This window comes from Halarcobacter ebronensis (genome assembly GCF_013201825.1).
In the GTDB taxonomy this organism is placed as follows: Bacteria; Campylobacterota; Campylobacteria; order Campylobacterales; family Arcobacteraceae; genus Halarcobacter; species Halarcobacter ebronensis.
Genome location: NZ_CP053836.1, coordinates 1,797,707 through 1,824,080 on the forward strand (window position 1 = coordinate 1,797,707; position 26,374 = coordinate 1,824,080).

26 protein-coding genes and 1 pseudogene are annotated in these 26,374 nt (G+C 28.4%); 7 read left to right on the forward strand and 20 right to left on the reverse strand.

Annotated features, from left to right (window positions below; genetic code table 11):
- Genes AEBR_RS08910 through fliW form a run of 5 tightly spaced genes read right to left on the reverse strand, consistent with a single transcriptional unit; the run spans position 1 to position 4,930 of the window.
- Positions 1-1,464 carry a peptidylprolyl isomerase gene (locus AEBR_RS08910; protein WP_129086572.1) on the reverse strand — a complete coding sequence of 488 codons (1,464 nt, stop codon included), beginning with the start codon at positions 1,462-1,464 and terminating at the stop codon, positions 1-3.
- A gap of 49 nt (positions 1,465-1,513) precedes the next feature.
- Positions 1,514-3,829 carry an AAA family ATPase gene (locus tag AEBR_RS08915; protein ID WP_129086571.1) on the reverse strand — a complete coding sequence of 772 codons (2,316 nt, stop codon included), beginning with the start codon at positions 3,827-3,829 and terminating at the stop codon, positions 1,514-1,516.
- Positions 3,829-4,182 (reverse strand): hypothetical protein, encoded by a 354-nt coding sequence (locus AEBR_RS08920; protein WP_129086570.1) that lies wholly within the window; start codon positions 4,180-4,182, stop codon positions 3,829-3,831. The genes AEBR_RS08915 and AEBR_RS08920 overlap by 1 nt, the downstream gene beginning before the upstream one ends.
- Before the next feature lie 2 nt (positions 4,183-4,184).
- On the reverse strand, positions 4,185-4,532 hold the full coding sequence (gene arsC / locus AEBR_RS08925; protein ID WP_129086569.1) for an arsenate reductase (glutaredoxin): 348 nt from the start codon (positions 4,530-4,532) through the stop codon (positions 4,185-4,187).
- A gap of 23 nt (positions 4,533-4,555) precedes the next feature.
- Positions 4,556-4,930, reverse strand: a complete 375-nt coding sequence (fliW, locus tag AEBR_RS08930) for a flagellar assembly protein FliW (protein WP_128977857.1) — start codon at positions 4,928-4,930, stop codon at positions 4,556-4,558.
- 87 nt (positions 4,931-5,017) lie between these two features.
- Between fliW and AEBR_RS08935 the strand changes: the two genes are divergently transcribed.
- The 3 genes from AEBR_RS08935 (at position 5,018) to mrdA (ending at position 9,680) form a co-directional block, all read left to right on the forward strand.
- On the forward strand, positions 5,018-7,099 hold the full coding sequence (locus AEBR_RS08935) for a flagellar hook-length control protein FliK (RefSeq protein WP_129086568.1): 2,082 nt from the start codon (positions 5,018-5,020) through the stop codon (positions 7,097-7,099).
- A 1-nt stretch (position 7,100) separates the two neighbouring features.
- Positions 7,101-7,397 (forward strand): EscU/YscU/HrcU family type III secretion system export apparatus switch protein, encoded by a 297-nt coding sequence (locus AEBR_RS08940; RefSeq protein WP_128977853.1) that lies wholly within the window; start codon positions 7,101-7,103, stop codon positions 7,395-7,397.
- A 504-nt stretch (positions 7,398-7,901) separates the two neighbouring features.
- Positions 7,902-9,680: a penicillin-binding protein 2 gene (gene mrdA / locus AEBR_RS08945; protein WP_129086567.1), complete on the forward strand. Its 1,779-nt coding sequence runs from the start codon at positions 7,902-7,904 to the stop codon at positions 9,678-9,680.
- A gap of 1 nt (position 9,681) precedes the next feature.
- On the opposite strand, the gene AEBR_RS08950 is transcribed toward mrdA, so the two are convergent.
- Positions 9,682-10,548: a nucleoside recognition domain-containing protein gene (locus AEBR_RS08950; RefSeq protein WP_228712149.1), complete on the reverse strand. Its 867-nt coding sequence runs from the start codon at positions 10,546-10,548 to the stop codon at positions 9,682-9,684.
- Between the two features lie 85 nt (positions 10,549-10,633).
- Between AEBR_RS08950 and fliP the strand changes: the two genes are divergently transcribed.
- Positions 10,634-11,365, forward strand: coding sequence for a flagellar type III secretion system pore protein FliP (gene fliP / locus AEBR_RS08955; protein WP_420370942.1), 732 nt, complete (start codon positions 10,634-10,636; stop codon positions 11,363-11,365).
- A gap of 4 nt (positions 11,366-11,369) precedes the next feature.
- Here fliP and AEBR_RS08960 read toward each other — a convergent pair whose 3' ends face one another.
- Positions 11,370-11,720 carry a cupin domain-containing protein gene (locus AEBR_RS08960; RefSeq protein WP_128977847.1) on the reverse strand — a complete coding sequence of 117 codons (351 nt, stop codon included), beginning with the start codon at positions 11,718-11,720 and terminating at the stop codon, positions 11,370-11,372.
- A 235-nt stretch (positions 11,721-11,955) separates the two neighbouring features.
- Here AEBR_RS08960 and AEBR_RS08965 point away from each other — a divergent pair, with 235 nt between their 5' ends.
- The 3 genes and pseudogenes from AEBR_RS08965 (at position 11,956) to AEBR_RS15490 (ending at position 17,269) form a co-directional block, all read left to right on the forward strand.
- Positions 11,956-13,308 (forward strand): TolC family protein, encoded by a 1,353-nt coding sequence (locus tag AEBR_RS08965; RefSeq protein ID WP_129086565.1) that lies wholly within the window; start codon positions 11,956-11,958, stop codon positions 13,306-13,308.
- Positions 13,309-14,076 carry an efflux RND transporter periplasmic adaptor subunit gene (locus tag AEBR_RS08970; RefSeq protein WP_129086564.1) on the forward strand — a complete coding sequence of 256 codons (768 nt, stop codon included), beginning with the start codon at positions 13,309-13,311 and terminating at the stop codon, positions 14,074-14,076. It begins immediately after the preceding gene.
- Positions 14,069-17,269, forward strand: a pseudogene (locus AEBR_RS15490) (efflux RND transporter permease subunit). Before AEBR_RS08970 ends, AEBR_RS15490 begins: the two are co-directional and overlap by 8 nt.
- Positions 17,270-17,298: 29 nt before the next feature.
- On the opposite strand, the gene AEBR_RS08985 reads toward AEBR_RS15490, so the two are convergent.
- The 13 genes from AEBR_RS08985 to rplI form a co-directional block, all read right to left on the reverse strand.
- The gene (locus AEBR_RS08985) at positions 17,299-17,760 is read right to left on the reverse strand and encodes an N-acetyltransferase (RefSeq protein WP_129086561.1); all 462 of its coding nucleotides are present in this window, start codon (positions 17,758-17,760) and stop codon (positions 17,299-17,301) included.
- Positions 17,750-18,352 (reverse strand): ribosome biogenesis GTP-binding protein YihA/YsxC, encoded by a 603-nt coding sequence (yihA, locus tag AEBR_RS08990; protein ID WP_128977835.1) that lies wholly within the window; start codon positions 18,350-18,352, stop codon positions 17,750-17,752. Before yihA ends, AEBR_RS08985 begins: the two co-directional genes overlap by 11 nt.
- Positions 18,352-18,858 carry an LptA/OstA family protein gene (locus tag AEBR_RS08995; protein WP_128977833.1) on the reverse strand — a complete coding sequence of 169 codons (507 nt, stop codon included), beginning with the start codon at positions 18,856-18,858 and terminating at the stop codon, positions 18,352-18,354. The genes yihA and AEBR_RS08995 overlap by 1 nt, the downstream gene beginning before the upstream one ends.
- 4 nt (positions 18,859-18,862) lie before the next feature.
- Positions 18,863-19,399 carry an LPS export ABC transporter periplasmic protein LptC gene (locus tag AEBR_RS09000; protein ID WP_129086560.1) on the reverse strand — a complete coding sequence of 179 codons (537 nt, stop codon included), beginning with the start codon at positions 19,397-19,399 and terminating at the stop codon, positions 18,863-18,865.
- A complete protein-coding gene (locus AEBR_RS09005; RefSeq protein WP_129086559.1) occupies positions 19,390-19,887 on the reverse strand; it encodes a KdsC family phosphatase in 498 nt (165 codons plus the stop codon). Before AEBR_RS09005 ends, AEBR_RS09000 begins: the two co-directional genes overlap by 10 nt.
- Complete coding sequence (gene hisB / locus AEBR_RS09010) at positions 19,884-20,456, reverse strand: imidazoleglycerol-phosphate dehydratase HisB (protein WP_128977827.1); 573 nt, start codon at positions 20,454-20,456, stop codon at positions 19,884-19,886. The genes AEBR_RS09005 and hisB overlap by 4 nt, the downstream gene beginning before the upstream one ends.
- A 10-nt stretch (positions 20,457-20,466) precedes the next feature.
- Positions 20,467-21,267: a septal ring lytic transglycosylase RlpA family protein gene (locus AEBR_RS09015; RefSeq protein ID WP_475404877.1), complete on the reverse strand. Its 801-nt coding sequence runs from the start codon at positions 21,265-21,267 to the stop codon at positions 20,467-20,469.
- A complete protein-coding gene (locus AEBR_RS09020; RefSeq protein WP_129086558.1) occupies positions 21,254-22,654 on the reverse strand; it encodes a lytic transglycosylase domain-containing protein in 1,401 nt (466 codons plus the stop codon). The genes AEBR_RS09015 and AEBR_RS09020 overlap by 14 nt, the downstream gene beginning before the upstream one ends.
- A 36-nt stretch (positions 22,655-22,690) precedes the next feature.
- Complete coding sequence (locus tag AEBR_RS09025) at positions 22,691-23,479, reverse strand: TatD family hydrolase (RefSeq protein WP_129086557.1); 789 nt, start codon at positions 23,477-23,479, stop codon at positions 22,691-22,693.
- Positions 23,476-23,781, reverse strand: coding sequence for a hypothetical protein (locus AEBR_RS09030; protein WP_128977819.1), 306 nt, complete (start codon positions 23,779-23,781; stop codon positions 23,476-23,478). The genes AEBR_RS09025 and AEBR_RS09030 overlap by 4 nt, the downstream gene beginning before the upstream one ends.
- A gap of 70 nt (positions 23,782-23,851) precedes the next feature.
- Positions 23,852-25,180: an ATP-dependent protease ATPase subunit HslU gene (gene hslU / locus AEBR_RS09035; RefSeq protein ID WP_129086556.1), complete on the reverse strand. Its 1,329-nt coding sequence runs from the start codon at positions 25,178-25,180 to the stop codon at positions 23,852-23,854.
- Between the two features lie 6 nt (positions 25,181-25,186).
- Entirely contained in the window at positions 25,187-25,723 is a 537-nt protein-coding gene (gene hslV, locus AEBR_RS09040; protein WP_128977816.1) for an ATP-dependent protease subunit HslV, read from the reverse strand.
- The gene (gene rplI, locus AEBR_RS09045; protein WP_129086555.1) at positions 25,723-26,172 is read right to left on the reverse strand and encodes a 50S ribosomal protein L9; all 450 of its coding nucleotides are present in this window, start codon (positions 26,170-26,172) and stop codon (positions 25,723-25,725) included. The genes hslV and rplI overlap by 1 nt, the downstream gene beginning before the upstream one ends.
- Between the last annotated feature and the right edge of the window lie 202 nt (positions 26,173-26,374).

Below are 26,374 nucleotides of genomic sequence, written 5' to 3' on the forward strand. Positions count from 1 at the left end.
TTACTCCTCAAAAGTTATAGAAGATTGTACTTCATATCTATTTTGTAAATTTTTTACTAAATTATTCATTAATTCTTGATTTATTAAGGTATTTACTGAACCTTTTACAACCTCATTTTTAGCTTCATCAAAAGAACCTAATGTTTGGTCAGTTATTTTATAAAGTACAATTTTATCACCGATTGTTATTTTACCACTTTTTTCAGCACTTGAGAAAAGTCTATTTAAGAAAGTTAAAGAGTCATCTGGATTAAGACCAGTAACGCTATTTAAAGAGTCTCTTGAAACATAACCTATGTTTGTTCCTTCAAAAACTTTTAATCTCTTATCTGCAAGTTTTTCAAGCTCTAAACCTTTAGTTATTTTTTCATAATCAACTTTAACTAAAGCTTTTGCTTCTTCATATTCTAATGTTTTTGGTAAAATTTTGTTTAAAACTTTTACAATAACAAATTTATCATTGTTAAAAAATGGTTTAAGAACATCTCCAGGTACTGAATTTATAACCTCTTGGTTGTTCTCTTCTGGAAATGCTAATTCTGATTGTTTTATATTTTCAGTTGAAACAAATTTAAGTTCACCTTTTTTTAATTGAAGGTACTTTTTAAGTGCAACTTTTTTTGTCTCTTTCTCATTTAAAGATTTGATAATATCATCTTTAGCTTCTTCTAAAGATTTAATTTTTCCATCCTCTTTTATAAATTCAGTTTTGAATTTATTGTAGTGATCTTCAATCTCTTCATTTGAAAAACTGTTTGAAACTAAAGGGATCTCATCAATTTGAAGTTCAAATGATGTTTCTGATTTATAGTTATTTTTATTTATTTCCCAATATTTTTTCAAATCTTCATCACTATATTTTAAATCTATATCATTTTGGCTTAGAATCTCAATATTTATATTATCTTTTGAAAAGAAAAGTCTGTTTAATGCTTCAATTTCACTTTTTTGTGCATCTACTTTAAATATTTTCTCAACTTTTTGTAATAAGATATCTCTTTTTAATGATGCTTCAAATACTATTGGTGTTGTTCTATTTTGATGTAGAACTTTGATATAAGTATCTTTATCAAATTTTCCATCTTTTATAAATCCTGGGATTTTTACAAGCTCTTTTGCAACTTCATCATCTGTTACACCCAAACCAATCTCATCTGCAAAAGATAAAATAAGATTTTTTTGAATAGCAGTATTGTATGCAACCTCTTTTAGTTTCAATTTATCAGCCATCTCTTGATTAAATTGTTGCCCAAAAACTCTTGAATATTGGTCATATAATGAAGAGTATTCTCTTTGATATTCTTCTACTGAAACTTCTCTATCACCTACAACAGCAACAACTCCACCTTTTGAACCATAGTTGTAAGATCCCCATCCCACAAATCCTGCTCCAACAAAGGCTATTGTACTTATCCAAATAGTTATTACAAGCCATTTTTTATGTCTTTGCATCCAAGTAATCATAAAACATTATCCTCTATTAAATTTCGGATATAATACTCAATAGTTGCTTTTAAATAGGTAAAGAGTTATTATTTTTATGCAATAAAAGGTCATTTATCACTGATTCCCTTTTAGTAGTTTCTATTTTTTTGCAAGCACTTTTAAATGCATCCTCTTCTCCAACAATAAAACACATCTTCTTAGCTCTTGTAATTGCTGTGTATAGAAGTTTGGTATTATGCATTATATAGTGAGAAAAACTCATTGGAATAAGTGCATTTTCATACTCCATTCCTTGAGTTTTATGAATCGTTAAACAATAAGCAAGAGATAAAAGAGAATTTAAGTCTTCAAAATCATAAAAAACAACCATATCATCATTGGGATATAAAACTATAGTTTGACTCTCATCAAAATCAAGTTTTATTATAAGACCTAATTGACCATTAAAAACCCTTTTTTCAAGATATTCTGTTGAATTTGATTTATACATTTGCATTGTTTGAGCTTTCATATTTTCATTTTTTATATGAATCACTTTATCACTCATTTTAAACTCATAAAGTTTTGTTTTATAACCTTTACCTTTTGTATGATTAAAAAGTGTTTGAAGTTGTATATTTATATTTTCAACGCCCAAAGGACCAGCTTTCATAGGAGTGATCACTTGAAAAAGAGTTAAAGCTTTTGAGATATCTTTTGCTTTAATATTGTCATAATATTTTTGTATATATGAAGTTGAAATATTAAGTATTGTATTTAAAATATTTTCACTTATTTGAGCTCTTATTCCTGAAAATTCACTCTGATTAAGAGAGTTTTTTACAGCATAATAGTTATTAATTGAGACATTTATAAATGAAAAGTCTTCATACTCTTTAGAGTATTCAGGGATATTCCCTTCTCTAATTTCATTTGCAATTACAGCTATTGCTTGATTCTCATTTTGTCTATAAATTTTTGTCAGTTTACAAATAGGAGCCAACTCATATTTTATTGAATCTTCCAAAATATTTCCAGCTCCAATTGCAGGAAGTTGCCCATCATCACCTACAATTATAAAAACTGTGTCATGTGAAATTTTTTTTACTAGATTATAAAACATAACAGAGTTTACCATAGAGGCTTCATCAAGAAGTATTACTTTATGTGGAAAGAAATCTTTATCTTCATGTTTTACAAACAAAGATTGTATTGTTGAACTATTGTATCCTGTTGTATCAGAGATTCTTTGACTTGCAATTCCACTTAAAGCAATTGTAATAATATCATCATAAGATACTATCTCCTCAAGAAGTTCCAATATTGCCCTGCTTGATGTTGATTTACCAGTTCCAGCATAACCTATTAGAAAAAGGGTTTTATTCCCTTCATTTATTATCTCTACTGCTCTTTTTTGCTCTTCACTTAAAGTAAAACCTAAACTAATCTCTCTTTTTTCTATATATTCACTAAAATTTGCAACTATTTTTCTATTTTTTTCATCTTTTCTTCTTTGAAAAAAATCCAATATTTTTCTCTCTGCATTATATAAAATTGAAGGAGATAATCTATTCTCTCTTGTTACATAAATCTCTTGTTGAACAAGCATTTTTGTAATTGCATTTTCATACAAAAGCTCTTCATTTTCAAAGTGTAAAGACTCATTTAGAAGTTTATATAGATGAAATCTATCAATAGAGGAGTTTCCATTGTTATCGCAAAACTCCCTTAAAGTATAGTTTATACAAGCACTAATTCTAAACTCTGATTTTAAATCAATACCCAAAACCTTTGCAATCTCATCAGCTCTTTTAAAACCAATACCTTTTATATCAATCAAAATATAAGGATTATTTTTAATCTTTTCAATTAGATTTTCAACTTCACTAAAATGTGAGTAGATTTTATTAATAAGATTTGAAGTAACACCAAATTTAGAAAGAAAAGTACCAAGTTCCCTTAAGTGTTTAAATCGATTCCAAGAGCTAACAATTTTTTCAAGTTTTTTCTCTTTTATTCCCTTAAACTGCAAGAGTTCATTAGGTTTCTCATTTAAGATTTCAATTAGTTCATCTTCACTATATTTTTCTAAAAGTTCATGGGCAAATTTATTGCCAATACCTTTTACAATTTTTGTTAAAAAAAAGAAAATTTCAGCCTCTTTTAGCTCTAATGTTTGAAATTGAAACTGCACTCCATACTTTTTATGGGTAATCCAATCTCCTCTTAAAATTATCTCTTCACCAACAATCTTCTCAATATCCGTATCAAAGTATGTTCCACAAATTTTTTGATTATTCTCTAAAACAGCAATAATATATTTAGTCTCTTCATTTTTATAAAGAACTTTTTTAATCACTCCACTTAAATTAAAAAGTCTCTCTTCTTGGTTATTTGTCTCCATTAATAACCATCATCAAACTTTGAGTTTTTATGTTTATCTTTTTTATAACTATTTCTATTTTTCTCTTTTTGAAGAAGATTTGCCTCTTTAAGCAGCGTTGTTCTCTCATTCTCAAAATTTTCACTTGAAGTTTGCGCAATTTGCAGAGTCTTATTTATAAAAGCTATTAATTCAGTAAAATATTTTGAGTTTAAATCTATTGCCTCTACTCTTTTTAGGTCTTCATAATTTTTAAGTGTTCTTTGTTTAAAAAGCTCTTCATCAAAATTTTCTAGTTTTAAAAGGGACACTGTTCTTGTAAAGAATTTTTCAAGAACTCTAATATATCTTATTCTTTGTTGCTTCTCATGCATGATTATAAAATCTTGTCAATATTTTCTAAAGGTCTTGCTATAACAGCTTTTTTTCCTTTAATAACTACTGGTCTTTCAATAAGTTTTGGGTTTTTTACCATTGCTTCAATCAATCTATCCTCTGATGTTTCATCTTTTAGATTTAGCTCTTTGTAAATATCCTCTTTAGTTCTCATAAGCTCTTTTGCTGAAAGTCCTAAAAGTTTAAGGGTATTTTTTATCTCCTCTTTACTTGGAGTTTCATCTAAATATTTAACTATATTTATATCAAATTTTTTATCTTCTAAATATGTTAATGCATCCCTAGATTTACCACATCTAGGATTATGCCAAATTGTTATCTTTTCCATCTATAACCTTTGAAAAATATATATTAAAATTTTGGTAATATATTGTTTAAACTCTCTAAGCCTAGTTCTTCTAGATTTAAGTGTATTTGTCCCATTTTATTTGTTTTATTATTCATTATAATGGGAGAAAAAATATTCATCGAGGAGTTTGAGACTTCCGCTTGTAGTACAAAGATATAAAATATTGATATATCTTCAAGTCTCTCAATATCTAACTTATTTTTAAAGTCCTCAGGAAGTTCAAAAGCTAAGGATTTAAGAGCACCAAAGCTCATCAATCTTAAAGTTATACCTGTTTCAACACCAGTTATAACTGAAAAAAAATCATCTAGTTTAGATAGTTCAAACTCTTTTTCTTCCGTACATCCGTCGATTGGTATAACTACTTCATAAACCATGTATTTTCCTTTGTAACTAAAAAGATTTTACTTAAAATAGAATTTGTTGTCAATTAATAATTCGATTTTTTATGATATACTGCTTAAATGTTAGTTTCAAATAGCAACAACTTATTGAACATACTATTGCCAAATAATAACAATGTTTTAAAAGAGGCACTAAAAAATGCAGATATGAAAACATTGGAAGAGGTTGCAAAAGGTGCAACTAGTGTTGGAGATATTTTACAAAACCTTTTTGATGACCTAAAAACAGGTACTAAAAACAACTCAAACTTAGAAAATATACTTAAAAATTCAAACCTTTTTAAAGATTTTGGAAGCTTTGCAAAATCAATCAATACGCTGCTTGAACAACTTGATCCTTCAATGGAAAAATACAGACCTCAATTGGAAAATTTTTTAAAAAACATCTCAGAGCTTGATGGAAATATGTTAAAAGAGATGATTAATAAATCTGGTGTATTTTTGGAGTCTAAAATTTTAGAACAAACCAAAGCTGATGCAAATCAAGCTCTACCAAAAAATTTAGAGAATTTGTTAAATCAGATAAAAACTATATTAAAAGATATCCCATCACTTGAAGCAAAAAATATTACTTCAATGATAGATAAAATATTACAAAATAGTTCAAACCCTACTCAAACGTCAAATATGCTAAATAGTGAACTAAAAGCCTTAACAAGTGAACTACAAAAATTATCAAATGGTTTAAGTGACAAACAGTTATCAAATCTTAATCAATTAACCAATATATTAAAAAATATTTCAAACAGCGGTCAATTAGTGGAATCAAAAATTGAAAATCTTAATCAAAATACACAATTAGCACAAACAACACAACAAACACAAAACCAATTGCAACAAACATCAATACCCCAAAGTCAGCAACAAATAACTTCTTCTCAAACACCAATACCACAAAATCTGCTTTTAGAGAAACAGGATTTAATAAATAAAACAGTAGATACTCTCTTTCAATTAAGAAATGAGATTCAATCAAATAGTACAATCTCAAATAAAGAACCTATTATGAAACTAATAGATAATCTTTTGCAAAACAATGATATTTTTTCAAAAAACAGTTCACAGATGGAAGTAAAATCAGCACTAAATCAACTAACACAACTAGGAGATTTAAAACTTCTTTCAAATCAAAATCCAGCTGTTGCCACTTTAGTTGATTCATTAAAAAACCAGATTGACTCAATATCAAATCTTGAGACAAAAGTTTTACAAAATGTGAATATTCAAAGTGACAAACAGAGTTTAACAAGGGATATACAACAAACACTCTTTAGCTTAAAAAGTGAATTAATAAATATACCTTCATCCAATACAAGTTTTATAAATCAAATAATTGATAAACTCCTAAATATTCAAAATCTTTTTTCTAAGATTGATATGCCTTTGGAACTACAAACTCTTCAAACTCAAAATAGTACAAATAGTTTTCCAAATAATTTTGCAAACAACTTAAACTCTTTGATTTTGAATCTAAAAGAGAGCATTGTAAATCTATCTTCAAATCATGAAAATCTAAATTTGCAAAATAGTATTTACAAAAGTATTGATAAACTTGAAACAATTGTAAACAATTTCATTCATCATCAAACAAACACAACACCAGCTCAAACTAATCTACACAATGATATAAAAAGTGTTCTTTTACAAATGCAAATGGAGTTACAAACAAAAAGTGATTCAACTTCAAACGAGACCATGAAACAAATTGATAAAATTGTTTCCCAAATAGAGTATCATCAACTCTACTCTATTGTCTCAAATAGCAATAGTGTTTATATCCCTTTTTTATGGGATATGTTAGAAGATGGCAATATCTCAATGAAAAAAATAGATGAAAATAAATTCTATTGTGAAATAAATCTTTCTTTAAAAGAGTTTGGACAAACTCAACTTCTATTGGCTTTATATGACAAAAATAAATTAGATTTAACAGTATATCTATCAAAAGAGAGCTTCAAACAAACCTTTAGAGAAAACTCTGTAAAACTAAAACAAGCGTTAAATAAAGTAAATCTAATACCTGTAAATATCAAAATTATTGATATGCAAGAGGAGAAAGAGGAGACAAGTAAAGTTAAAAAGCAAACTGATGTATATAATCAAAACTCAAGCTTAAATATGGGAATAGATATAAGGGCATAAAATGAGAGAAGAGAATAATATAAAAAAAGCTGTTGCATTAGAGTATGATATAAATGTTGATAATGCCCCTAAAATTACGGCAAAAGGTAGTGGTGAAATTGCAAAAAACATTATCAAAATTGCTCAAAAAAATGAAATCCCAATTAAAAAAGATGAAGACTTAATAGAACTTCTTTCTGCCATTGATATTGATAAAGAGATTCCTGACAGTATGTATAAAGCTGTAGCTGAAATTTTCTCTTTTATCTATGATTTGACAACTTTAGAAAGAAGAAAAAGAGAACAAGGTCAACAATAAAACTACATTGATATTTTTGTAAGTTCACTTATAATATAATCCAACAAAAAACAGAAACTGGCACTTGATGAAAACGAACAATTTAGACAATCCTTTTTTTATTGTTATGCTTTGTATTTTTTCAATAATAATTAATACACTATCATCTATTCATTTTTTTCCAATACTATTTTTAGGTGTGCTTTTTATGGCTTTTTTTACCTGCTTAAAAAAGAGGTATCACTACTCTTTAATGCTTGTAATAATAACCTTAACACTAATTGAGTTAAACAATGGATTTAAAATATTCTCTTTATCCCTTCTGTCAGCATTTATATATATTTTTATTACCCCTTATATTAAAAGAATCTTAACATTTAGCTCTCTGAATTCATATATTTATATGGCTGTGTTTTATCTTGGCGTATATATAATGTGGTCATTTAACAATGAAGTAAATTTTCAATTAAATTATACACTTATAATAAATTTACTAATTGATTTTGTCATATTTGGAGTTTTCATTTGAAAAGATTAAACCTAATATTTATATTAATTTTAATAGTATTAATTACCCTACTTTCAAGAATATATTTTTTAAGTATAAAATCAAATACCTATTATGAAGAGTTGTCAAAAAGAAACTATATTAAAAAGATTTACAAGGTACCAAATAGAGGAATTATTAAAGATAGAAATGGTGTTCCATTAGCTATGAATAAATTGGGATTTTCAATAAATCTAAAACCCCATTTAAGGTCATATAAAAAAAGAGAAAAACTAGACGAGTTAATAACTTTAATAAATAATCATTTCTCTCAATATTCAAAAGAGGACCTTTTAAAAGAGTATATGAAGCTTGACTCAAACTATAAACATGATTTTGTAAAAATTGTGGAGTTTATTCCCTATGAAAACTTTTTTGATAAATATACAATTTTTAACTCAAATGATGATATTGAGATAAAAGCAGAAGTAAAAAGGGTTTATCCTTATGGAGAAAATGCTTCACACATTATAGGTTATGTTGGTAAAGCATCAAAAATAGATATTGAGAATAATGAGTTTTCAAGATATAGTGATATTATAGGTAAAAATGGTCTTGAAAAATACTACAATGAAAAACTTCAAGGAAAACTTGGAGAAAAAATTGTAAAAGTAAATGCTTTAAATAAAGAGATAGAGACCTTAGAAGAGACAGAAGCTTTTACAGACAATGACTTAAATATTTCAATAGATATTAGACTACAAAAATATATTCAAGAGATTTTTGGAGAAGATAGTGGTGCTGTAGTTGTAATGAATGCAAAAAATGGGGAAATACTTGCAGCTGGCTCTTATCCAGAGTTTGACAACAATATCTTTGTTGATGGAATATCAATTGATGAGTGGAACAAATTAAGAAATGATTTTAACCACCCTTTTACAAATAAATTAATAAATGGTATCTACCCTCCTGGTTCAACAATAAAAATGGGAATAGCTCTTTCGTTTTTAGAAAATGGTATAAAACCAAATTTTGAAGTCTATTGCAGTGGTTCTATGCAACTAGGAAAGAGAAATTTTAGATGTTGGAAACATGATGGACATGGAAGAGTTGGATTTAAACGAGCAATTAGAGAGAGTTGTGATGACTTTTTCTATAAAGGAAGCTTACAAGTTGGAATCAATAAAATCTCTGAATCTTTAAAAGAATACGGGATTGGAGTTGAGACAGGGATAGATTTAGGTAATGAATTTTATGCAACAAATCCAAATAAAGAGTGGAAACAAGAAAAATATAGACAACCATGGTATTTGGGAGATACAATAAATGCTTCAATTGGACAAGGATATATGACTGTAACTCCTATGCAAATAGCAAGATATACAGCTTTTATCGCCACAGGTAATCTTCCTAAGCCCCACTTAGCTTTTGATGCTTATGAAGCTCCTAAAGAAATAACTTATAGACCAAGTGATTTGAAGCTTGTACAAGAAGGAATGTATGATGTTGCAAATAATCCAAATGGAACTGCTTATTACCATGTAAGAGAATCAAATATTACTTTAGCAGCAAAAACAGGAACAGCACAAGTTGTAGCAATTCCACAAGAAGAGAAAAAGAGAATGAAAGAGAGTGAGCTTAAATATTATCATAGATCTCACGCATGGCTTACAGGATATGGTCCTTATAAAGATCCTCAATATGTAGTATCTATTATTGTTGAGCATGGAGGGCATGGAGGGAGTGCAGCAGGACATGTTATGAGTAAAATATTTAATAAACTAGAAGAACTAGGATATATTAAAAATAATAAATAACTCAAATCTTTTTGTATAAATTGAGTAATAAAAGAGTAAATATTATTGCAAAAGTTACTCTAAAAAGCACAATTACATAAGGATTTGCATTAAATATTACAAATAAAAGAGTATCTTCAATTATTGCGTGACAAATCATCAAAAAAGTTCCAATTATAAATATATCTTTTTTGCTTAATGCGCCACTTTTTGACTCTTTTATTAAAATTCCTGCTCCATAAGTAATACCTAATATCATACCTACAAAAATAGAAAAATTTCTAGAGATATTCTTTTCAAACTTTTTAATAAAATCTCTACTTTTTATAAAGTCCATAAAAAGTATTATTAAACTAATAAGTACAATTATTTGAAAAGTAAGATATATAGAGTCAAAAAAAGAATTTTTTAATACATCAAAAAGATTTTCATATACTTTTCTCTCAACTACTACATTTGAAATTGTATCTACAAAGAGTTTATCAGGAATAAATGTAGCTATAAAAGCTACAACAAATCCAACTATTACTCTTAATGAAATTGAATAAACATTTGATATACCAATTTTTTTCATTACTGCTGTTTCTACAACTAAAGAGTGACAAATTCCAAGAAAAATAGCTAAAATTGTCCACTGTTTTGGTGTTAGTTCTAAAGGAGCTGCAAAAGCAATTGCTGCATAAATATTTAAAAACATTCCACTTATAATACTAAGTGCTGTCTCTTTAGGCAAGTCAAGTAAAGAGGTTAATGGTTCCACAAGAAAAGATATATATGACAAAATATTATAATAGTATAAAACCTCTGCTAATATATAAATTGGTATAACCAATTTTATAATTATCCAAGCACTTCTAAGAGATGAGTGTAAACTCTGTTTATAATCCAAAATAGCCTCTTTTTAAAAAGCGGTATTATACCATATTAATAATTCTTTGGGTATTATTTGCCTACTTTATTTAAGGATAGTATTGTTGAGAATTATAGTTGCTCTTTTATTCTTTACCTTCTCTTTTATGGCTGCACAAGAGCAAGCACCACTTATTAATCTTTCAGTTGCAGCGTTAGAACAACCTGCACAATTTGTAAAAACTATAAATATAGCTCTTATTTTAGTACTTTTAGTACTTGCGCCAACACTACTTTTAATGATTACAAGTTTTACAAGGCTTATTATTGTTTTCTCTTTACTTAGACAAGCAATGGGACTTCAAACAACACCACCAAATCAGATAGTTATCTCTCTTTCTCTAATTATGACAATTTTTATTATGGAACCATATGCAAAAAAATCTTGGGAAGAAGGTATTAAACCTTATATGGATGAAACAATCAACTATCAACAGGCTTTTGAAAGAGGAGTTAAACCTTTTAAAGAGTTTATGATTAAAAATACAAGAGAAGAGGATTTGGCTCTATTTTATAGAATTAAAAAAGAGGAAAATCCAAAAAATATTGATGCGGTTCCATTAACACTACTTATGCCTTCATTTATTGTTAGTGAATTAAAAACTGCCTTTGAAATAGGTTTTCTTATCTTCTTACCATTTTTGGTTATAGATATTATTGTTGCTTCCGTTTTAATGAGTCTAGGGATGATGATGTTACCTCCCGTAATGATATCTCTACCTATTAAGATAATATTTTTTATTATAATTGATGGTTGGGCTCTAATTATAGGGAATCTAGCCCAATCCTTTAAATAAAATATTATTTAATAAACTCTATTTTGTCCTCTTTTGTAGTTATCATACATAAAAACTCATAATCTTTTCCATAACATGCTTCATAATAGTGTGATGCTCCACCTGGAATATATAAAAAATCACCCTCTTTTGCATGAAACTCTTTTCCATCAATTACAACTTTTGCTTCACCTTTTAAAACAAATTGTTGATGCTGAATCTCATTTGTATGGTTTGGCATAGAACCACCCTTTTGTAATACAATTTTTCTAACTATAAAATCTTTATCCTCTTTTGGAGTTAAAACTGCAATTTTAGCATCTACTGTATTTGGTATACACTTTTTTTCAAAATTTTCTGAATTATCACAATACATATTTTATATCCTTTAAGTTTTTTGATATTATAACTAATAGTTTAATACCAAAAGGATAAAAGAATGGAAAATCTTCAAAATGAGCTTATAGGTTTTTCAATAATTGTAGTTGTTGTGTTACTTTTAGCATACATAACTAAAAAAAAGGAAGATAATTTTAATTAATAATTCTAATTGAAGAAAAATTAATAAAATTGGTGTATAATCCCTTATAAATTACCTTATAGGATAGTATATGCATAAATTTATCTTATATTTATTATTATTTAATTCTTATGTTTTTTCAATTACAATTGATTATAAAACTGCACTAAAACTAACTCTTGAAAACAATAAACAACTGCAAGAACAAAAGCTTGAAATTGAGAGTTCAAAACTTGATGTAAAAAAAGTACAATCTTTCTCTTATGGAAAACTTGAACTTAAACATGAAGCAAGTAGAACAAACCACGCAGGTTATGTTTTTAATAGTAAACTTTCATCAAGAGAAGCTTCATTTAAAGACTTTGGTTTCTCTCAAATGTCCCAAGGGCTTAATACCCAACCAACAGATTTAAACTATCCAGAAGATAGAAACAATTTTAATACAAAAATGACCTATGAGATTCCACTTTTTACAGGTTTTAAACTACAAACCCAAGAAGATATGATGAAGATTGCCCAAAAAGCTCAAGAGTTAAAACTTACTTTAGATGAAAAATCTTTAGAATTTGAGCTTTTAAACGCTTATAATGGTGCAGTTGTGGCAAAGGAATTTATAAAAGCAACACAAAAAGCAAAAGAGGTAGCTACTCTTTTTGTAGAATCAGCGAATGCTTTTTATAATGAAGGATTAGTTACTAAAATTGATAAAAAGCAAGCACAAGTTCATGAATTAAATATCAAAAGCAGACTAACAGAAGCAAAAAATAGATTTGATATTGCAATTGCCTACTTGAAATTTTTAACTTCAAATGAGAATATTGATGATGTAAAAGATTTAGAGATTATAGAGATAGAGAATAAAGATTTGAAAAACTCTATAAATGAAGCTATTTCAAATAGAGATGATTTAAAGATTTTAAAAGAACAAGAAAAAAGTATGAAAAAGAATATTGAACTATCTAACTCTTCATACTATCCAAGTATCTACTCATATGTAGAGTATGGATACAATGATAATCAAATGAACTTTGATAGCAATAAAGATTATTATATGGGGCTTTTAGGAGTTAAATATACCCTTTTTGATGATACTAGAAGTGTAGAGAAACAAAAGAGTCAAATAGCTCTAAATAAGACTGTTTTGGGACTTAATCAACTAAAAGATTCTATTAAATTGGAAGTTGAAAAAGCAACCTTGGAATTAAAAGCAAAGAAAAGAGCTTTTAAAGAGAAAAAAGAGGCTAAAGAGCTTGCAAATGAAGTTTTAGAACAATCAAAACTGATGTATAAAAATCAACTAATTGCAATGACAGAACTTCTAAAACAAGAGGCTATTTTTAGGGAAAATGAAGCCTCTTTTATTATGGCAAATTATGAGCTGTCACTAGCTTTAGCAAAGATTAATCTGGCAAGAGGACAAAGTTTAAAAGAGGACAAAAATTAAATGAAAAAACTATTTATAATAATATCAATTTTAGTTGTATCAATAACAAATCTATTTTCAATTGAGTTAAGTGGTACAGTGATCTCAGACAATGAAAAGATAATAAGTAGCAGATATATGGGTTTTATAAAAAAAGTTTATGTACATGAGGGAGATTTTGTAAAAAAAGGTCAACTTCTTTATGAGATAGACTCTTCAAATATTGATAGTAATAAACAAGAGGCACTTTTAAACCTTCAAATTCAAGAAAATAATCTAAATAATGTAAAAACCAATTATGAAAGATATAAAAGACTTTATGAAAAGGATTTAGTACCTAAATATGACTTGGAGCAGTTGGAATTAAAACTTAAAAATATAGAGAATATGATCTCTATTGCAAAAGCTAAATTAAAAGAGGTAAATTTTCAATATAAATACCTAAAAATAACTGCACCAAATAATGGTCTAATTATTAAAAAGAGTATTAAAAGTGGTGAAATGGCAATGCCAACATCTCCTGCCATTATTCTTTCAGATTTAGATAGTCTTAAAATCAAAACAGAGATAAATGAGAGCAATTTAGGAAAAATAAAAATAGGTCAAGAGGTTAATATTTTAATTGAGTCAATAGGATTAAAAACAAAAGGAAAGATTGAATCAATAATTCCAAATATACAAAATATGACTCACTCTTTTTCTGTAAAAATATCTTTTGACAAAATGAATAAAAAACTATATCCAGGTATGTATAGTAAAATCTATTTTGAGTTAAGTAACAATGAATAATCAACTAAATATAGCAGGAAAACTTGCAAAAACTTTTATAGAGCACCCTCTTACTTTTATTTTAAGTCTCTTTATTTTGATGCTTGGACTTATCTCATTGGAGTTTATGCCAAGGGAAGAGAATCCTCAGATAAAAGTTAGTGGAGGTTCTGTTATTGTTGCTCTTCCAGGAGCTAGACCAGATGAGATAAAAAAAGTTATTATAGAACCTTTAGAGAAAAAAATTAGAGAGATAAAAGGAGTTGAACATATTTTCTCCTATGCTAAAGACTCTCTTGGAATTGTACAAGTTCAATACTATATTGGAGAGGATAAAGAGGAGTCAAATTTAAAACTTTATGACCAAGTAATGAGAAATATGGATATTATGCCAAAAGGTGCCCTTTTGCCAATTGTAAAAACTATGGATATAGATACAGATATTCCAATTGCAACAATTGCTTTTTTTACAAAAGAGGACAACCTCTCTCAAACAAAACTTTATAATGAAGTAAGCAAAATTGCCTATGAAATAAATAAGATAGATAAAGTTGCATTAGTTGATTTAAAAGGCGAAAAGAAAGATCAATACAATATTGAAGTTGATTCAAATAAGATTTCAGCCTATAATCTATCTTTAGGACAAATTGCAAACCAAATTAAAGCGCTATCTCTTACAACTCCAAATATAAACTCAGATAACAGAGAAAATAGTCTAACAGTTTTAAGTATTAAAAATGCCATTGAATCAAAAAAAGATTTGGAAAATATCATAATCTCATATAATTTTGGTATTCCTGTATATCTAAAAGATATTGCAACTATTACCAGAGGATATGACATTCAAAATAAAAAAGAGGCATATCTATATACAAAAGATAACAACGATGGTATTGAACAAATAACCCTAATGGTATCAAAACTAAAAGGCGCAAACTCAGTTACGATAAATGAAGATATATTTTCATATATAGATTCAATAAAAGAGTCATTAGAGAAAAAAGGCATAAAATATATTATTACAAGAGATGATGGATATACAGCAAATAATGCAGTTAACTCTTTGGTTCAAAATCTGCTAATCTCGATTGTTATTATTGCCATACTTCTTATCTTTTCACTAGGATTAAAAGAGGCAATGATAGTATCTTTACTTGTTCCTATGATTCTATCCCTTACACTTTTTGTAGGGTTTCTAATGGAAGAGACTATAAATAGAATTACACTCTTTGCATTAATAGTTAGCCTTGGAATGTTAGTTGATGCAGCAATTATTGTTATTGAAAATATTGTAAGACATAGAAAAGAAGATGGTGGGAAAAGTGATTTAAAAACTATTTCTATAAATGCTACAAATGAGATTGGAAATGCCACAAATATAGCTACTGTTGCAATTATAATGACCTTTTTACCTATGTTTTTTGTTGGCGGTATGATGGGGCAATTTATGCACCCTCTTCCTGTTTTTGTTCCTATTGCTTTAATAGTGTCATTAATAGTTGCTTATGTCTTTACACCATATTTAGTTAAAAAATTTTTATAGGGACAAAAAATGAAATTAGAAAAATTTATTTATGAAATAATTCAAAACCCTAAAAAATCCCTAATGGTATATACTATTACACTTGGATTGTTTATCTTAAGTGTGGCAACCTTCCCAACCCAAATAGTAAAAGCAAAAATGCTTCCAAGTAAAGACTCTGATACTTTTTCAGTCTATGTTGATTTAAAAGATGGTTCATCAGTTGAACAAACAAAAGAGGTAACTTCTTGTATATCAAAAAAACTTATTGCAAAAGATTTAGTAACTAATATCTCAGTTTTTATAGCAGAGGGACAACCCCTTGATTTTGCAGCTTTAGTTAAACAAAGTGCTTTAAAAGACAAACAGTCACAAGCTGAGATAATGGTAAATATAAAAAAAGAGAAAAACAGAGATATAAGTAGTTATAACTTTGTTAGCTCAATTAGAGATGAACTTCAAGAGTGTTCAAAATATGAAGCAAATATAAAACTTATTGAACTGCCTGCAGGACCGCCTGTATTAGCTTCTATTGTCGCAGAAATTTATGGAGGCAAATCATTTGAAAGCAGACGAGAGTTTGCAAAAAAAGTAGCGAAAGTTTTAGAAAAACAGAAAACTTTAGTTGATATTGATGTGATGGCTGATGATAGTTATGATAAATTTGAAATCTCTTTAGATAATAATAAAATTATCAAAAGTGGACTTTCATTAGAACAAGTTAAAAATATTGTTTATCTTGCCTATGAAGGTATGATTTTATCTGTTGTAAATGAAGCAGATTCCCAAAGTCAGGTACCAATCTTTTTAAGACTAGACAATCAAAGAGTTTTTGACTCAAATAAAAAAGAGGATATTATAAATAAATTATCAACTCTAAAACTAATAAACAAAGATGGTTTTACAGTTCCTCTAACGGAGTTAATTGAAGTAAAAAAAATAAAAAAAGAACCAACTCTTACCTCTAAAAACTTAGAACCGATGATAAATGTCATAGCTGAAACAAATAAAGATAGTCAAATCTATCCCCTACTTGATGCCAGAGATGATTTTTTAAATGGTTTTGATAAAGATTATGAAGTTACTAAAACAGATATGTTAAATCTAAATTTTTTAGATAAAAAAACAGGAGAAAGATTTAGTTTAATTTGGGATGGAGAATTAAAAGTTACCATTGATACTTTTATTGATTTAGGTGGAGCTTTTATTATAGCTCTTGTATTAATCTTTTTTTTAATGGTAGTTTATTATAAAAATTTTGCTCTTTCATGGGGAATAGTTCTTTCAAGTTTTATCTCTATTATTGGAGTTATTTTTGCCCATATAATTATGGATATACTAACCACAGACACTTTTTATCTAACAGCAACTTCACTTATTGGATTTATTGGATTAATTGGTATTAATTCAAGGAATTCAACACTAATAATAGATTTTACAAAACAGTTAGTTGAGGAGAGAGGTTTTAGTATAAATGAAGCCATAGCAAAAGCAACTGCAACAAGATCAAAACCTATTATATTAACTGTTCTAACAATGGTATTTGCTTCATCTTTATTAGCAACTGATGCAGTATTTGGAGGACTTGGAGTTGCTCTTATTGGAGGGACACTTATGTCATATATTGTATCAATGTTTTTTGTTCCAGTGATAATAAAAAATCATATATCAAAAATAATAGCACAGAGATAAAAAAAGGTTACCTAAATAAAAGGTAACCTTTATAAGTCATAAACCATTGCAACTTCGTCACAAATGGGAAAATGTTTACACCTAATACAATCAGCCCAAATTTTATGTTCAGGGATTTTATCTTTCTCTATTTCATAAAATCCAATACTCTCAAAAAAACCTTTTTGATAAGTAAGAGAAAGAAGTTGTTGAAGACCAAGTTTTCTTCCCTCATTAATACAGGCTTCAACTAGCTTTTTACCTAATTTAAGACCTCTATACTCTTTTGAGACAACTAAACTTCTAACTTCTGATAATCTTGGAGAATGCACATGCAAAGCAACAAAACCTGCAATTTTACCATCAACTTCAACAACAGTGTATGATCTAATAGTAGTTGCCATCTCATCTTCAGTTCTAAGTAGAATAACACCCTTCTCTACCTCTTCTTGAACTAACTTTTGCATTGCTTCAATGTTTGTTACATTAGGTTTAAAAAAATTAATTTCCAAATAGATATCCTGTTATAGCATTTTGTAACTGTTCTAAACCTCTTTTTTTAAGGTTTGAGATAAATATACCCTTTGGGTATGCTCTTTTTAATTTCTGTAATTCACTTTGATTTAGTTTATCAATTTTAGTAAAGGCATGAATAATTATCTGATCCCCTCTTTTTATTGATTCCAAAAACTCATCAACATTTTTATCAATATCAAGTTCTGGATGTCTAGCATCAATCAAATGAACAAAAATCTGCAAGTTTGCTCTTTGTTCTAAATAACCTGTCAGATTTTTATTCCACTCTTTTTTAAGACTTTTTGATACCTTAGCATATCCAAATCCTGGCAAATCTACAAATCTTGTATATACATAAGGAAGCTCTTCATTCTCAGTTTTAAACTTTATATCAAAATAGTTAATCAACTGTGTTTTACCTGGAGTTGAAGAGGATTTTGCCAAACCTTTTCTATTTGTTAAAGTATTTAACAGAGATGATTTACCAACATTACTTCTACCTAGAAAAGCTACCTCTGCCATATCTGGACTTGGTGAATCCACAATACTTTGTGCAGAGGTTAAAAATTTTGCATCAACTATTTTCATTATTTGTTTTTATCACTCTCATTAGCACTATTTTTACTTTCAATATTAATAATAAATCTAACTGGTTTTTGTTCATTTCCACTTACTTTAGCATTTCCAGTTAATTCATTAATAAATATTTTTTCACCCAATAACTCTCTTTGTTCAGTAAGCTCTTTTATATGTCCATTTCCAATAACTGTATACTCTTGAGTATTAGGATTATATATTACTTTATCACCCTTACCTTTGTAGATTTTGCCATTTGAGTGTATCTCAAAATCAACATTTCCAGTAGCTACATATTTTAAAGGCTCTTTTGCTTTACCTTTGCTATTTGGTTTCATAAAAATTTCTAATTTTTTAGAGTTTAATTTATCATTTACTTTTTTTAACTTTACATTTCCTGTAAAAATGGTTACACCAGTTGCATCGTCTGTTTCAAAGTTGTTAGAATCAATTATAAGTTTTTCCGAGTCTGCAAAAAGCATAGTCGCAAAAAGAATAGATGCTAAAATAAATTTCATAATATCAATTTCCTTTTTTTTGTATTTCAATTTCAAAATGGGTATCTAAAGATTCCATATAATATTTGTTCAAATCCAAATATACACTTTTACCTTTTATATAATGGTTAAAATATGTCCCTTCAAATGGCAAAGTATTTGTAGCAATCTTAGTTTTGGAATTATACAATAATTCATCAGTGTTTAAAGTTACATAGTTATTTCTTGTAAATTTTACATCATTTAAAAATTTAAACTCATCCCCTCTTCTTATTATCATATCAGCCAAAAGAGTATCAGTAATCTTTTTATTATCTTTATCAAGACTTTTTAACATCAAAGAGCTGTCATTCATCACATCTCTATCTGTATATCTAATTGCCTTTTTACTAAAGATTATTCTATTTAAACTATCTGTATTTAACGTGTACATAGTTGAATCAATAAAAATTAAAAGTGGTAAATCTTTATCTTTATTGTTATTAGCTCTTTTATTAGCTGGTATAAAATAGGCTATTACTGTTATTATAAAGAGTGCACTTACAAAGATTCTTACAGCCATACTCTAATAAATTCCTCTTCTAATCCATCTTCTTTTACAATATACTCTATCATCTCTCTAACTGCACCATGTCCGCCAGAGGCTTCACAAACTATATTTGCAATATTTTTAACATATTTTGAACCACCAGCAGGAACAAAAGATAGACCAACTTTTTTTAACATCTTATAGTCATTTAAGTCATCACCAATAGCAGCAACTTGATTCCAAGAGAGTCCCTCTTTCTTAATAATCTCTTCTAAAACTGCATATTTATCTTTAATCCCTTGATGAAGATGAGTTATTGCCAAATCTTTACCTCTTTGTTCAACAATTTTAGAGGTTCTTCCTGTAATTATGGCAGCTTTTTTTCCCATTCTTTTTGTCCAAGTTGCAATTGCTAAACCATCAGCAACATTAAATGTTTTTATCTCATCTCCACTATTTGTATAAGTAATTCCACCATCAGTTAATGTTCCATCAACATCAAGAACAATTAATTCAATCATAGAACACCTTTTGTACTAGGTACTCCAAGTTTAGTGTTTTCAACCAAAGCTCTTCTTAACGCCACAGCAAAGGCTTTAAAACTAGCTTCTAATATATGATGTTTATTTCTTCCTCTATCATTGATTATATGACAGGTAACTCCAGAATTCATAACTAAAGCATTAAAAAACTCTTCTGCAAGTTCAACATCAAACTCTCCAACTTTTCCACTAATATTTACTTCATAAACCAAAAAAGGTCTATTTGATAAATCTAAAGCACAAGTTGTTGCTGCTTCATCCATAACTACTGTTGCATTACCATATCTTTCAACATTTTTAATAGGGAAAATCTCTTCTTTTAAAGCTTTACCTAAAACAATTCCACAATCTTCTACGCTATGGTGAGCATCAATATGTAAATCACCTTTACAATTTAACTCAATATCAATTCCACTATGTTTTGATAAAGCTTCTAACATATGATCAAAAAAACCAATTCCAGTATCTATTTTAGAACTTCCTGTTCCTTGAATATCAACTCTACAACTAATATTTGTCTCTTTTGTCTCTCTTTTTAACTCAGTCATATTCTCTATCCTATTCAGCTATTATCATTGCACTATTTAAACCATTTTTGTCTTTGAAATCTTTAGCTTCCTCTTCAGATCTAAATCCAGCTACCCAAACTCTATTGATTGGTTCATCTAGATAAATTCCCTCTTTGATTATAACACTATAACCTCGTTCAAGTGCAACTTCAAATTTCTCTTTTGTAATTTTAGCACCTTCATATCTTCTAAATGCACCAACTTGTACAAAATATTTTCCAACTGTTGCAGTCTCTTCTTTTTCTGCTTTTGTTTGAGCAATTTTTGCATGGAAACCAAGAACTGTAATTTTAACATTTGCAGTACCTCTTCCCACCATATCAACTTCATGGGCTGCTTTATTTGAAAGGTCAATTATTCTTCCGCTTACAAAAGGTCCTCTATCATTAACTCTTACAATTGTTGATTTACCATTGTCAAGGTTTTCAACTTTAACCATTGTATTCATAGGCAGAGTTTTATGGGCAGCTGTCATTGCATACATATTATAAATCTCACCATTTGAAGTTCTTTTTGCATGAAAATTTGGTCCATACCAAGAAGCAATTCCTCTTTGCTCATCTCCAACTTTAGCTAATGTTGGATAGTACCATTTTCCTGCGATTTGATAAGGTCTCATAGTTGCCCTATGCATTGCCTCAGAATTTCTTATCTCTTGTTTTGGAATAGCTTTATACTCTCCACTATTTCCATAGCTATAATTTGTACTTTTAGTAGAACATCCACTATATAAAAAAACAGAAATTACAATAAAAGATAAAGATAAAACTTTTTTTCTATCTAATAACAATTTTATCCCCTATTTTTAAAAACGTTGTTTTTAAATTATTGTCTTTCATAATCTTTTTAACATCCATATTATATTTTTTTGCAATTGAAGATAATGAGTCTCCAATTTTAACTATATAATTTTTTGCTTTTGTATCATTATAAGTATTAAATTCAACTTTACCAACCATATCTTTTGGTATTGGTAATACAATTTTTTGCTTAAGAGCTAAAAAACTTGTTTTTAGTTTGTTATACTCTTTTATTAAACTTACTGGAACTTTATATCTTCTTGAAATTGCATACAAAGTATCACCAGTTTTTACAATATGAATTGCATATTTGGTATCTTCAATAGAGCTGCTATTTTGATTAAACATAGTCAATTTATTATATGGAATATTTATTGTATAACTCTTTTCCATAGGAGGAATAATAGATTGTTTAATATGCTTATTTAAACTTAATAATTCTTCATATGACATATCCATAACTTTTGCAATATTTTTTAGATGTAAGCCACCTTTTACAGGAACAGTAGCAATAGTTTTTGCTATACCCATATTTAAAATATGTGAGTTTTCATCAAATTTCATAAAATTTTGTGAATTTATCATCCCTAATGCAACGATTTTTCTAATATATCTTCTACTTTCCTGGGGTAAATACTCTCTATTTACTTGTGATTGTTCCCTTAAAAGATATTCCAATTCTGGATCAATATTATATTTTTTAACTTCATTATATATCTCTTTTAGTTGAGAAAATTTTGCTCTTCTTGTTTGATAAGCTCTGATTACAGCTCTATAAGCTCTAATTTTGTCATCATTCTTCATATCTGGATTTTTTTGTACATACAAATCTAACATTGCTCTTGTAAGAGCTTCAACAACTCTTCCTTCACCACAATTGTATGCAATTGCCGCTAGATACCATTTACCAAATCTATTGTGTAAAGCTTTTAAATATTTAGCTGCAGCTCTAGTTGATTTTACTAAATCCATTCTCTCATCAACATATGTATTTACTTTTAAACCGTATCTTCTTCCTGTTTCATACATAAATTGCCAAAGTCCAGTTGCTCTTGCATTAGATCTTGCATCAATTGTAAAGTTTGATTCAGCCATTGCCATATAGATAAAAGCATCAGGAATTCCCTCTTCTTTTAAAATCTCTTTTATTCTTGGCAAAAAGATAGAAGCATCATTAAATTTTTGAATATAGTGCTCTACGTTGATTTTGCTTTGTAGTTGAGAATAGACTACTTGTAATCTATAATCAGTAATATACGTGGGGTCTATATCAAGTGATTCTAAAACTTCGATGTCTCTTTGTGAAAAATTTGAACCGGTTAATGTTGCGTTTAGATAAACTGAAAGTGAAAAAAGTAGTACTAAAAATCTCTTCAAATTATATCCTATTTGTTAAAATAGGTAATATTTTAGCTAAATAATATTAGAAAACTGCTTAAATAGGGTTTTCGCATTATTTGTGGTAAGGTTTTCAATCTCTTCTTGGGATAAATTTAGAAGTTCTGCCATCTTTTGAGCTACAAAAATAGTGTAATAGGGTTCATTCCTTTTCCCTCTGTGAGGATGTGGAGTTAAGTATGGACCATCAGTCTCTATAATCAATTTTTCAAGGGGAATTTTTGGTAAAATCTCCACAAGTTTTCTTGCATTTTTAAAAGTTAATACTCCACCAATCCCAAAATAAAAATTATCTTCAGCTAAAGAGAGTAAATGTTCACTTGCATTATAGCAGTGTAAAACTCCCCCAACCTCTTTTGCACCATACTTTTCTAAAATCTGTTTAGAGTCATTTGATGCCTCTCTAATATGAACAATCAATGGTTTTTTGACTTTTTTTGCAAACTCAATTTGAGCAATAAAAACCTCTTTTTGTTTCTTTATATTTTCTTCTTTTTCTTTTTCATCTTCGGGAAGTCTATAGTAGTCAAGTCCACACTCACCAATTGCAATACATTTTGGATGAGTAACAAACTCTTGCATTATTTTTTCATCATATTTATCAATATCATAAGGATGGATTCCAACAGAAAAAAATATTTGTTCATATTTTTCTGCAAGTTTTATAGCCTGAGGCAAATCTTTAAAATCTGCTCCAGGTATTAAAAAGCCTTTAATATTATGTTCTAAGGCTCTTTGTATTACTTCATCAATATCTTCATAATATTGTTCGTTGTCTAAGTGACAATGGGTGTCTATTATTATGATAAAAACCTTTTTTCAATAATATTGATTAACTCATTAATATCGCCAAGGTCATCAACTTTTATCCATGAGTCAATACCAAAATTTTTGAAAGCATCATAATCACTCTCATCTTCTAAAATTGCAATTGTTGCAAATTTTTCAGCGCAAGCTTCATGTTTGTTCTCTTCAAAATCAAAAATAGAGTTAATGTCTAAAATTGCAATTTGAGCATCACCTGTGCTTCCACTTTGAAAGTGTTCTATTGTATGCTTAGAATCAATAATACCATCATTTATATCACAAAAAGTTACGATCTTCATTGCTTATCTCCCAAGGTGTTTGATAAATTCTAGCAAAATAAAAATAATAGTAGTGTTAAAATAAACCCTATTATAAAATATATCTTGCTGTATCCTCATTTTCTATAATCTCATCAAGCTTCTCTTCAACTAGTTCTTTAGTAATAATAACTTTTTCTCCAGCCTTTTCATCTGCTTCAAAAGATATATCTTCTATCACTTTTTCAATAACTGTATGAAGTCTTCTTGCTCCAATATCTTCTGTCTTTTCATTTGCAGACACAGAATATTTTGCAAAGGCTCTTATGGCTTCATCAGTAAACTCCAACTCAACATCTTCTACTTTTAAGAGTGCCTGATATTGTCTTAAAAGAGAATTTTTAGTATTTGTTAAAATTTTATATAAAGCTTCTTCATCTAAATTGTCCAATTCTACTCTTAAAGGAAACCTTCCTTGAAGCTCTGGAAGTAAATCAGAAGGTTTAGAAACATGAAATGCTCCAGCAGCTATAAAAAGAACATGGTCTGTTTTTACTTGACCAAATTTTGTATGAACTATACTTCCTTCAACAATTGGAAGTAGATCCCTTTGAACACCCTCTTTACTTGGGTCTTGATTTTGGCTTTTTGAACTTGTTGCAATTTTATCAATCTCATCAAGGAAGATAATCCCTCCATTTTCAGCTCTTTTAATCGCTTCTATTTTAATTGCCTCTTTATCAAGAAGTTTATCACTTGCAACCTCTTTTAAAAGAATTTTTGCATCTTTTATGGTTACTTCTTTTTTTATCTTCTCTTTATTTAAGCCACCAAGCATTTTATTAAGGCTCTCTTGCATAGAGGTCATATCCATAGGAATTGAAGAATCAATAATCTCTACATGGGTTTTTTTAGGAACTTCAATCTCTATTTTTCTTTCGTCAAGCTCACCATTTAAAAGTTTCTCTTCCATTTTGTTGTAAGTTTTTATAAAAGACTCTTTTGCACTCTGTGTTGCTCCCTCAGGAAGAGATGGAACAAGAATTTCAATAATCTGTCTATTTACTTCACCATCAATTTTATCTTTTATTTTATCTTCAAACTCTCTTGTTACTAGATTTATTGATTCATAAACTAAATCTCTAATCATAGACTCAACATCTCGACCAACAAAACCTACTTCCGTATATTTTGAAGCTTCAACTTTAATAAATGGTAGACCCATCATTTTTGCAAGTCTTCTAGCAATCTCTGTTTTACCAACTCCAGTACTACCAATCATAAGAATATTTTTTGGCATAATCTCTTCTCTTAGTTCTGGACCTACATTCATTCTTCTGTATCTATTTCTCAAAGCAAGGGCAATTGTTTTTTTGGCACTATCTTGCCCAATTATATAATCATCTAAATACTTAACAATTTGCTTTGGTGTTAATTCCATGCTATTTTAATCCTCTATCTCTAATATTTTAATATTTTGATTTGTATATATACATAATTCACCTGCAATCATTAAAGACTCTTTTACTAAATCTACAGGTTTTAAGTTTGAGTGTTTAGCTAAAGCTCTTGCGGCAGAAATAGCAAAATTCCCACCACTTCCTATTGAAGCAATACTTCCATCTTCTGGCTCAACTACGTCACCAGTACCTGAAAGAATAAAAATATGATTTTTATTTAAAACTATCATCATAGCTTCAAGACGTCTTAAAACTTTATCTTTTCTCCACTCTTTTGAAAAAGCAACAACTGCTTTAAGCAAATCACCTTTACAAGATTCTAAATGTCCTTCAAACATATCAAATAGATTAAAAGCATCTGCTGTACTTCCTGCAAAACCTGCTAAAATTTGATCTTTATAAAGTCTTCTAATTTTTGTGGCATTCCCTTTTAAAACTGCATTACCAAAAGTAACTTGACCATCTCCACCAATTACAGCTTGTCCTTGCCCTTTATAGGCAAGTATCGTAGTTGCTTCAAACATTATTCAACTCCGATAATGTCAACTTTTAAATTTGCATGTACAGAGTGACCTAATTTACAATCAACTTCTACAATTCCCACTGATTTTATTTTATCTTTTAGAGTAATTGCTTTTTTATCTACTTCGATTCCAAATTGTTCTTGTAAGGCTTCACTAATCTCTTTACTTGTAACTGAACCTATTAAATGTCCATTTGCACCAACTTTATGTGAAATAGTAAGTTTTGTTGAATCTAATTTTTGAGCTAACTCTTTTGCTTGGGCAATCTCTTTAGCCTCTTGCTCTGCTTTTATTCTTTGTTCCTCTTTATAATTATCAAGTACCTCTTGTGTGGCATGAAGAGCAAAACCTTTTGCAATTAAAAAATTTTTACCATATCCATCTTTTACCTCTTTTACTTCACCAGCTTTACCAGTACCTTTTACCTCTTTAATCAATAAAACTTTCATTATATCTCCAATTTTTAAAAGTTGAATATTTTACTATAAACTATTTGAAGCAAGTATTAAGGTAGTGTTTTACTTATTTTTTAAAACTAATTATTTTAATCAAACAAAAAATTAACAATATATTCTTAAAATTATCGTAACGGTCATTTTAATACAAAAAGAACTTTTAAAATATCAGTCTCCTCCTACTAATTTTCTGATA

Excerpts from the sequence above, each read along its gene's own strand:
- AEBR_RS08910 (WP_129086572.1), bottom strand. The coding sequence starts at position 1,464 with ATGATTACTTGGATGCAAAGACATAAAAAATGGCTTGTAATAACTATT.
- AEBR_RS08915 (WP_129086571.1), bottom strand. The coding sequence starts at position 3,829 with ATGGAGACAAATAACCAAGAAGAGAGACTTTTTAATTTAAGTGGAGTG.
- AEBR_RS08920 (WP_129086570.1), bottom strand. The coding sequence starts at position 4,182 with ATGCATGAGAAGCAACAAAGAATAAGATATATTAGAGTTCTTGAAAAA.
- arsC (WP_129086569.1), bottom strand. The coding sequence starts at position 4,532 with ATGGAAAAGATAACAATTTGGCATAATCCTAGATGTGGTAAATCTAGG.
- fliW (WP_128977857.1), bottom strand. The coding sequence starts at position 4,930 with ATGGTTTATGAAGTAGTTATACCAATCGACGGATGTACGGAAGAAAAA.
- AEBR_RS08935 (WP_129086568.1), top strand. The coding sequence starts at position 5,018 with ATGTTAGTTTCAAATAGCAACAACTTATTGAACATACTATTGCCAAAT.
- AEBR_RS08940 (WP_128977853.1), top strand. The coding sequence starts at position 7,101 with ATGAGAGAAGAGAATAATATAAAAAAAGCTGTTGCATTAGAGTATGAT.
- AEBR_RS08960 (WP_128977847.1), bottom strand. The coding sequence starts at position 11,720 with ATGTATTGTGATAATTCAGAAAATTTTGAAAAAAAGTGTATACCAAAT.
- AEBR_RS08965 (WP_129086565.1), top strand. The coding sequence starts at position 11,956 with ATGCATAAATTTATCTTATATTTATTATTATTTAATTCTTATGTTTTT.
- AEBR_RS08970 (WP_129086564.1), top strand. The coding sequence starts at position 13,309 with ATGAAAAAACTATTTATAATAATATCAATTTTAGTTGTATCAATAACA.
- yihA (WP_128977835.1), bottom strand. The coding sequence starts at position 18,352 with ATGAAAATAGTTGATGCAAAATTTTTAACCTCTGCACAAAGTATTGTG.
- AEBR_RS08995 (WP_128977833.1), bottom strand. The coding sequence starts at position 18,858 with ATGAAATTTATTTTAGCATCTATTCTTTTTGCGACTATGCTTTTTGCA.
- AEBR_RS09000 (WP_129086560.1), bottom strand. The coding sequence starts at position 19,399 with ATGGCTGTAAGAATCTTTGTAAGTGCACTCTTTATAATAACAGTAATA.
- AEBR_RS09005 (WP_129086559.1), bottom strand. The coding sequence starts at position 19,887 with ATGATTGAATTAATTGTTCTTGATGTTGATGGAACATTAACTGATGGT.
- hisB (WP_128977827.1), bottom strand. The coding sequence starts at position 20,456 with ATGACTGAGTTAAAAAGAGAGACAAAAGAGACAAATATTAGTTGTAGA.
- AEBR_RS09030 (WP_128977819.1), bottom strand. The coding sequence starts at position 23,781 with ATGAAGATCGTAACTTTTTGTGATATAAATGATGGTATTATTGATTCT.
- hslU (WP_129086556.1), bottom strand. The coding sequence starts at position 25,180 with ATGGAATTAACACCAAAGCAAATTGTTAAGTATTTAGATGATTATATA.
- hslV (WP_128977816.1), bottom strand. The coding sequence starts at position 25,723 with ATGTTTGAAGCAACTACGATACTTGCCTATAAAGGGCAAGGACAAGCT.
- rplI (WP_129086555.1), bottom strand. The coding sequence starts at position 26,172 with ATGAAAGTTTTATTGATTAAAGAGGTAAAAGGTACTGGTAAAGCTGGT.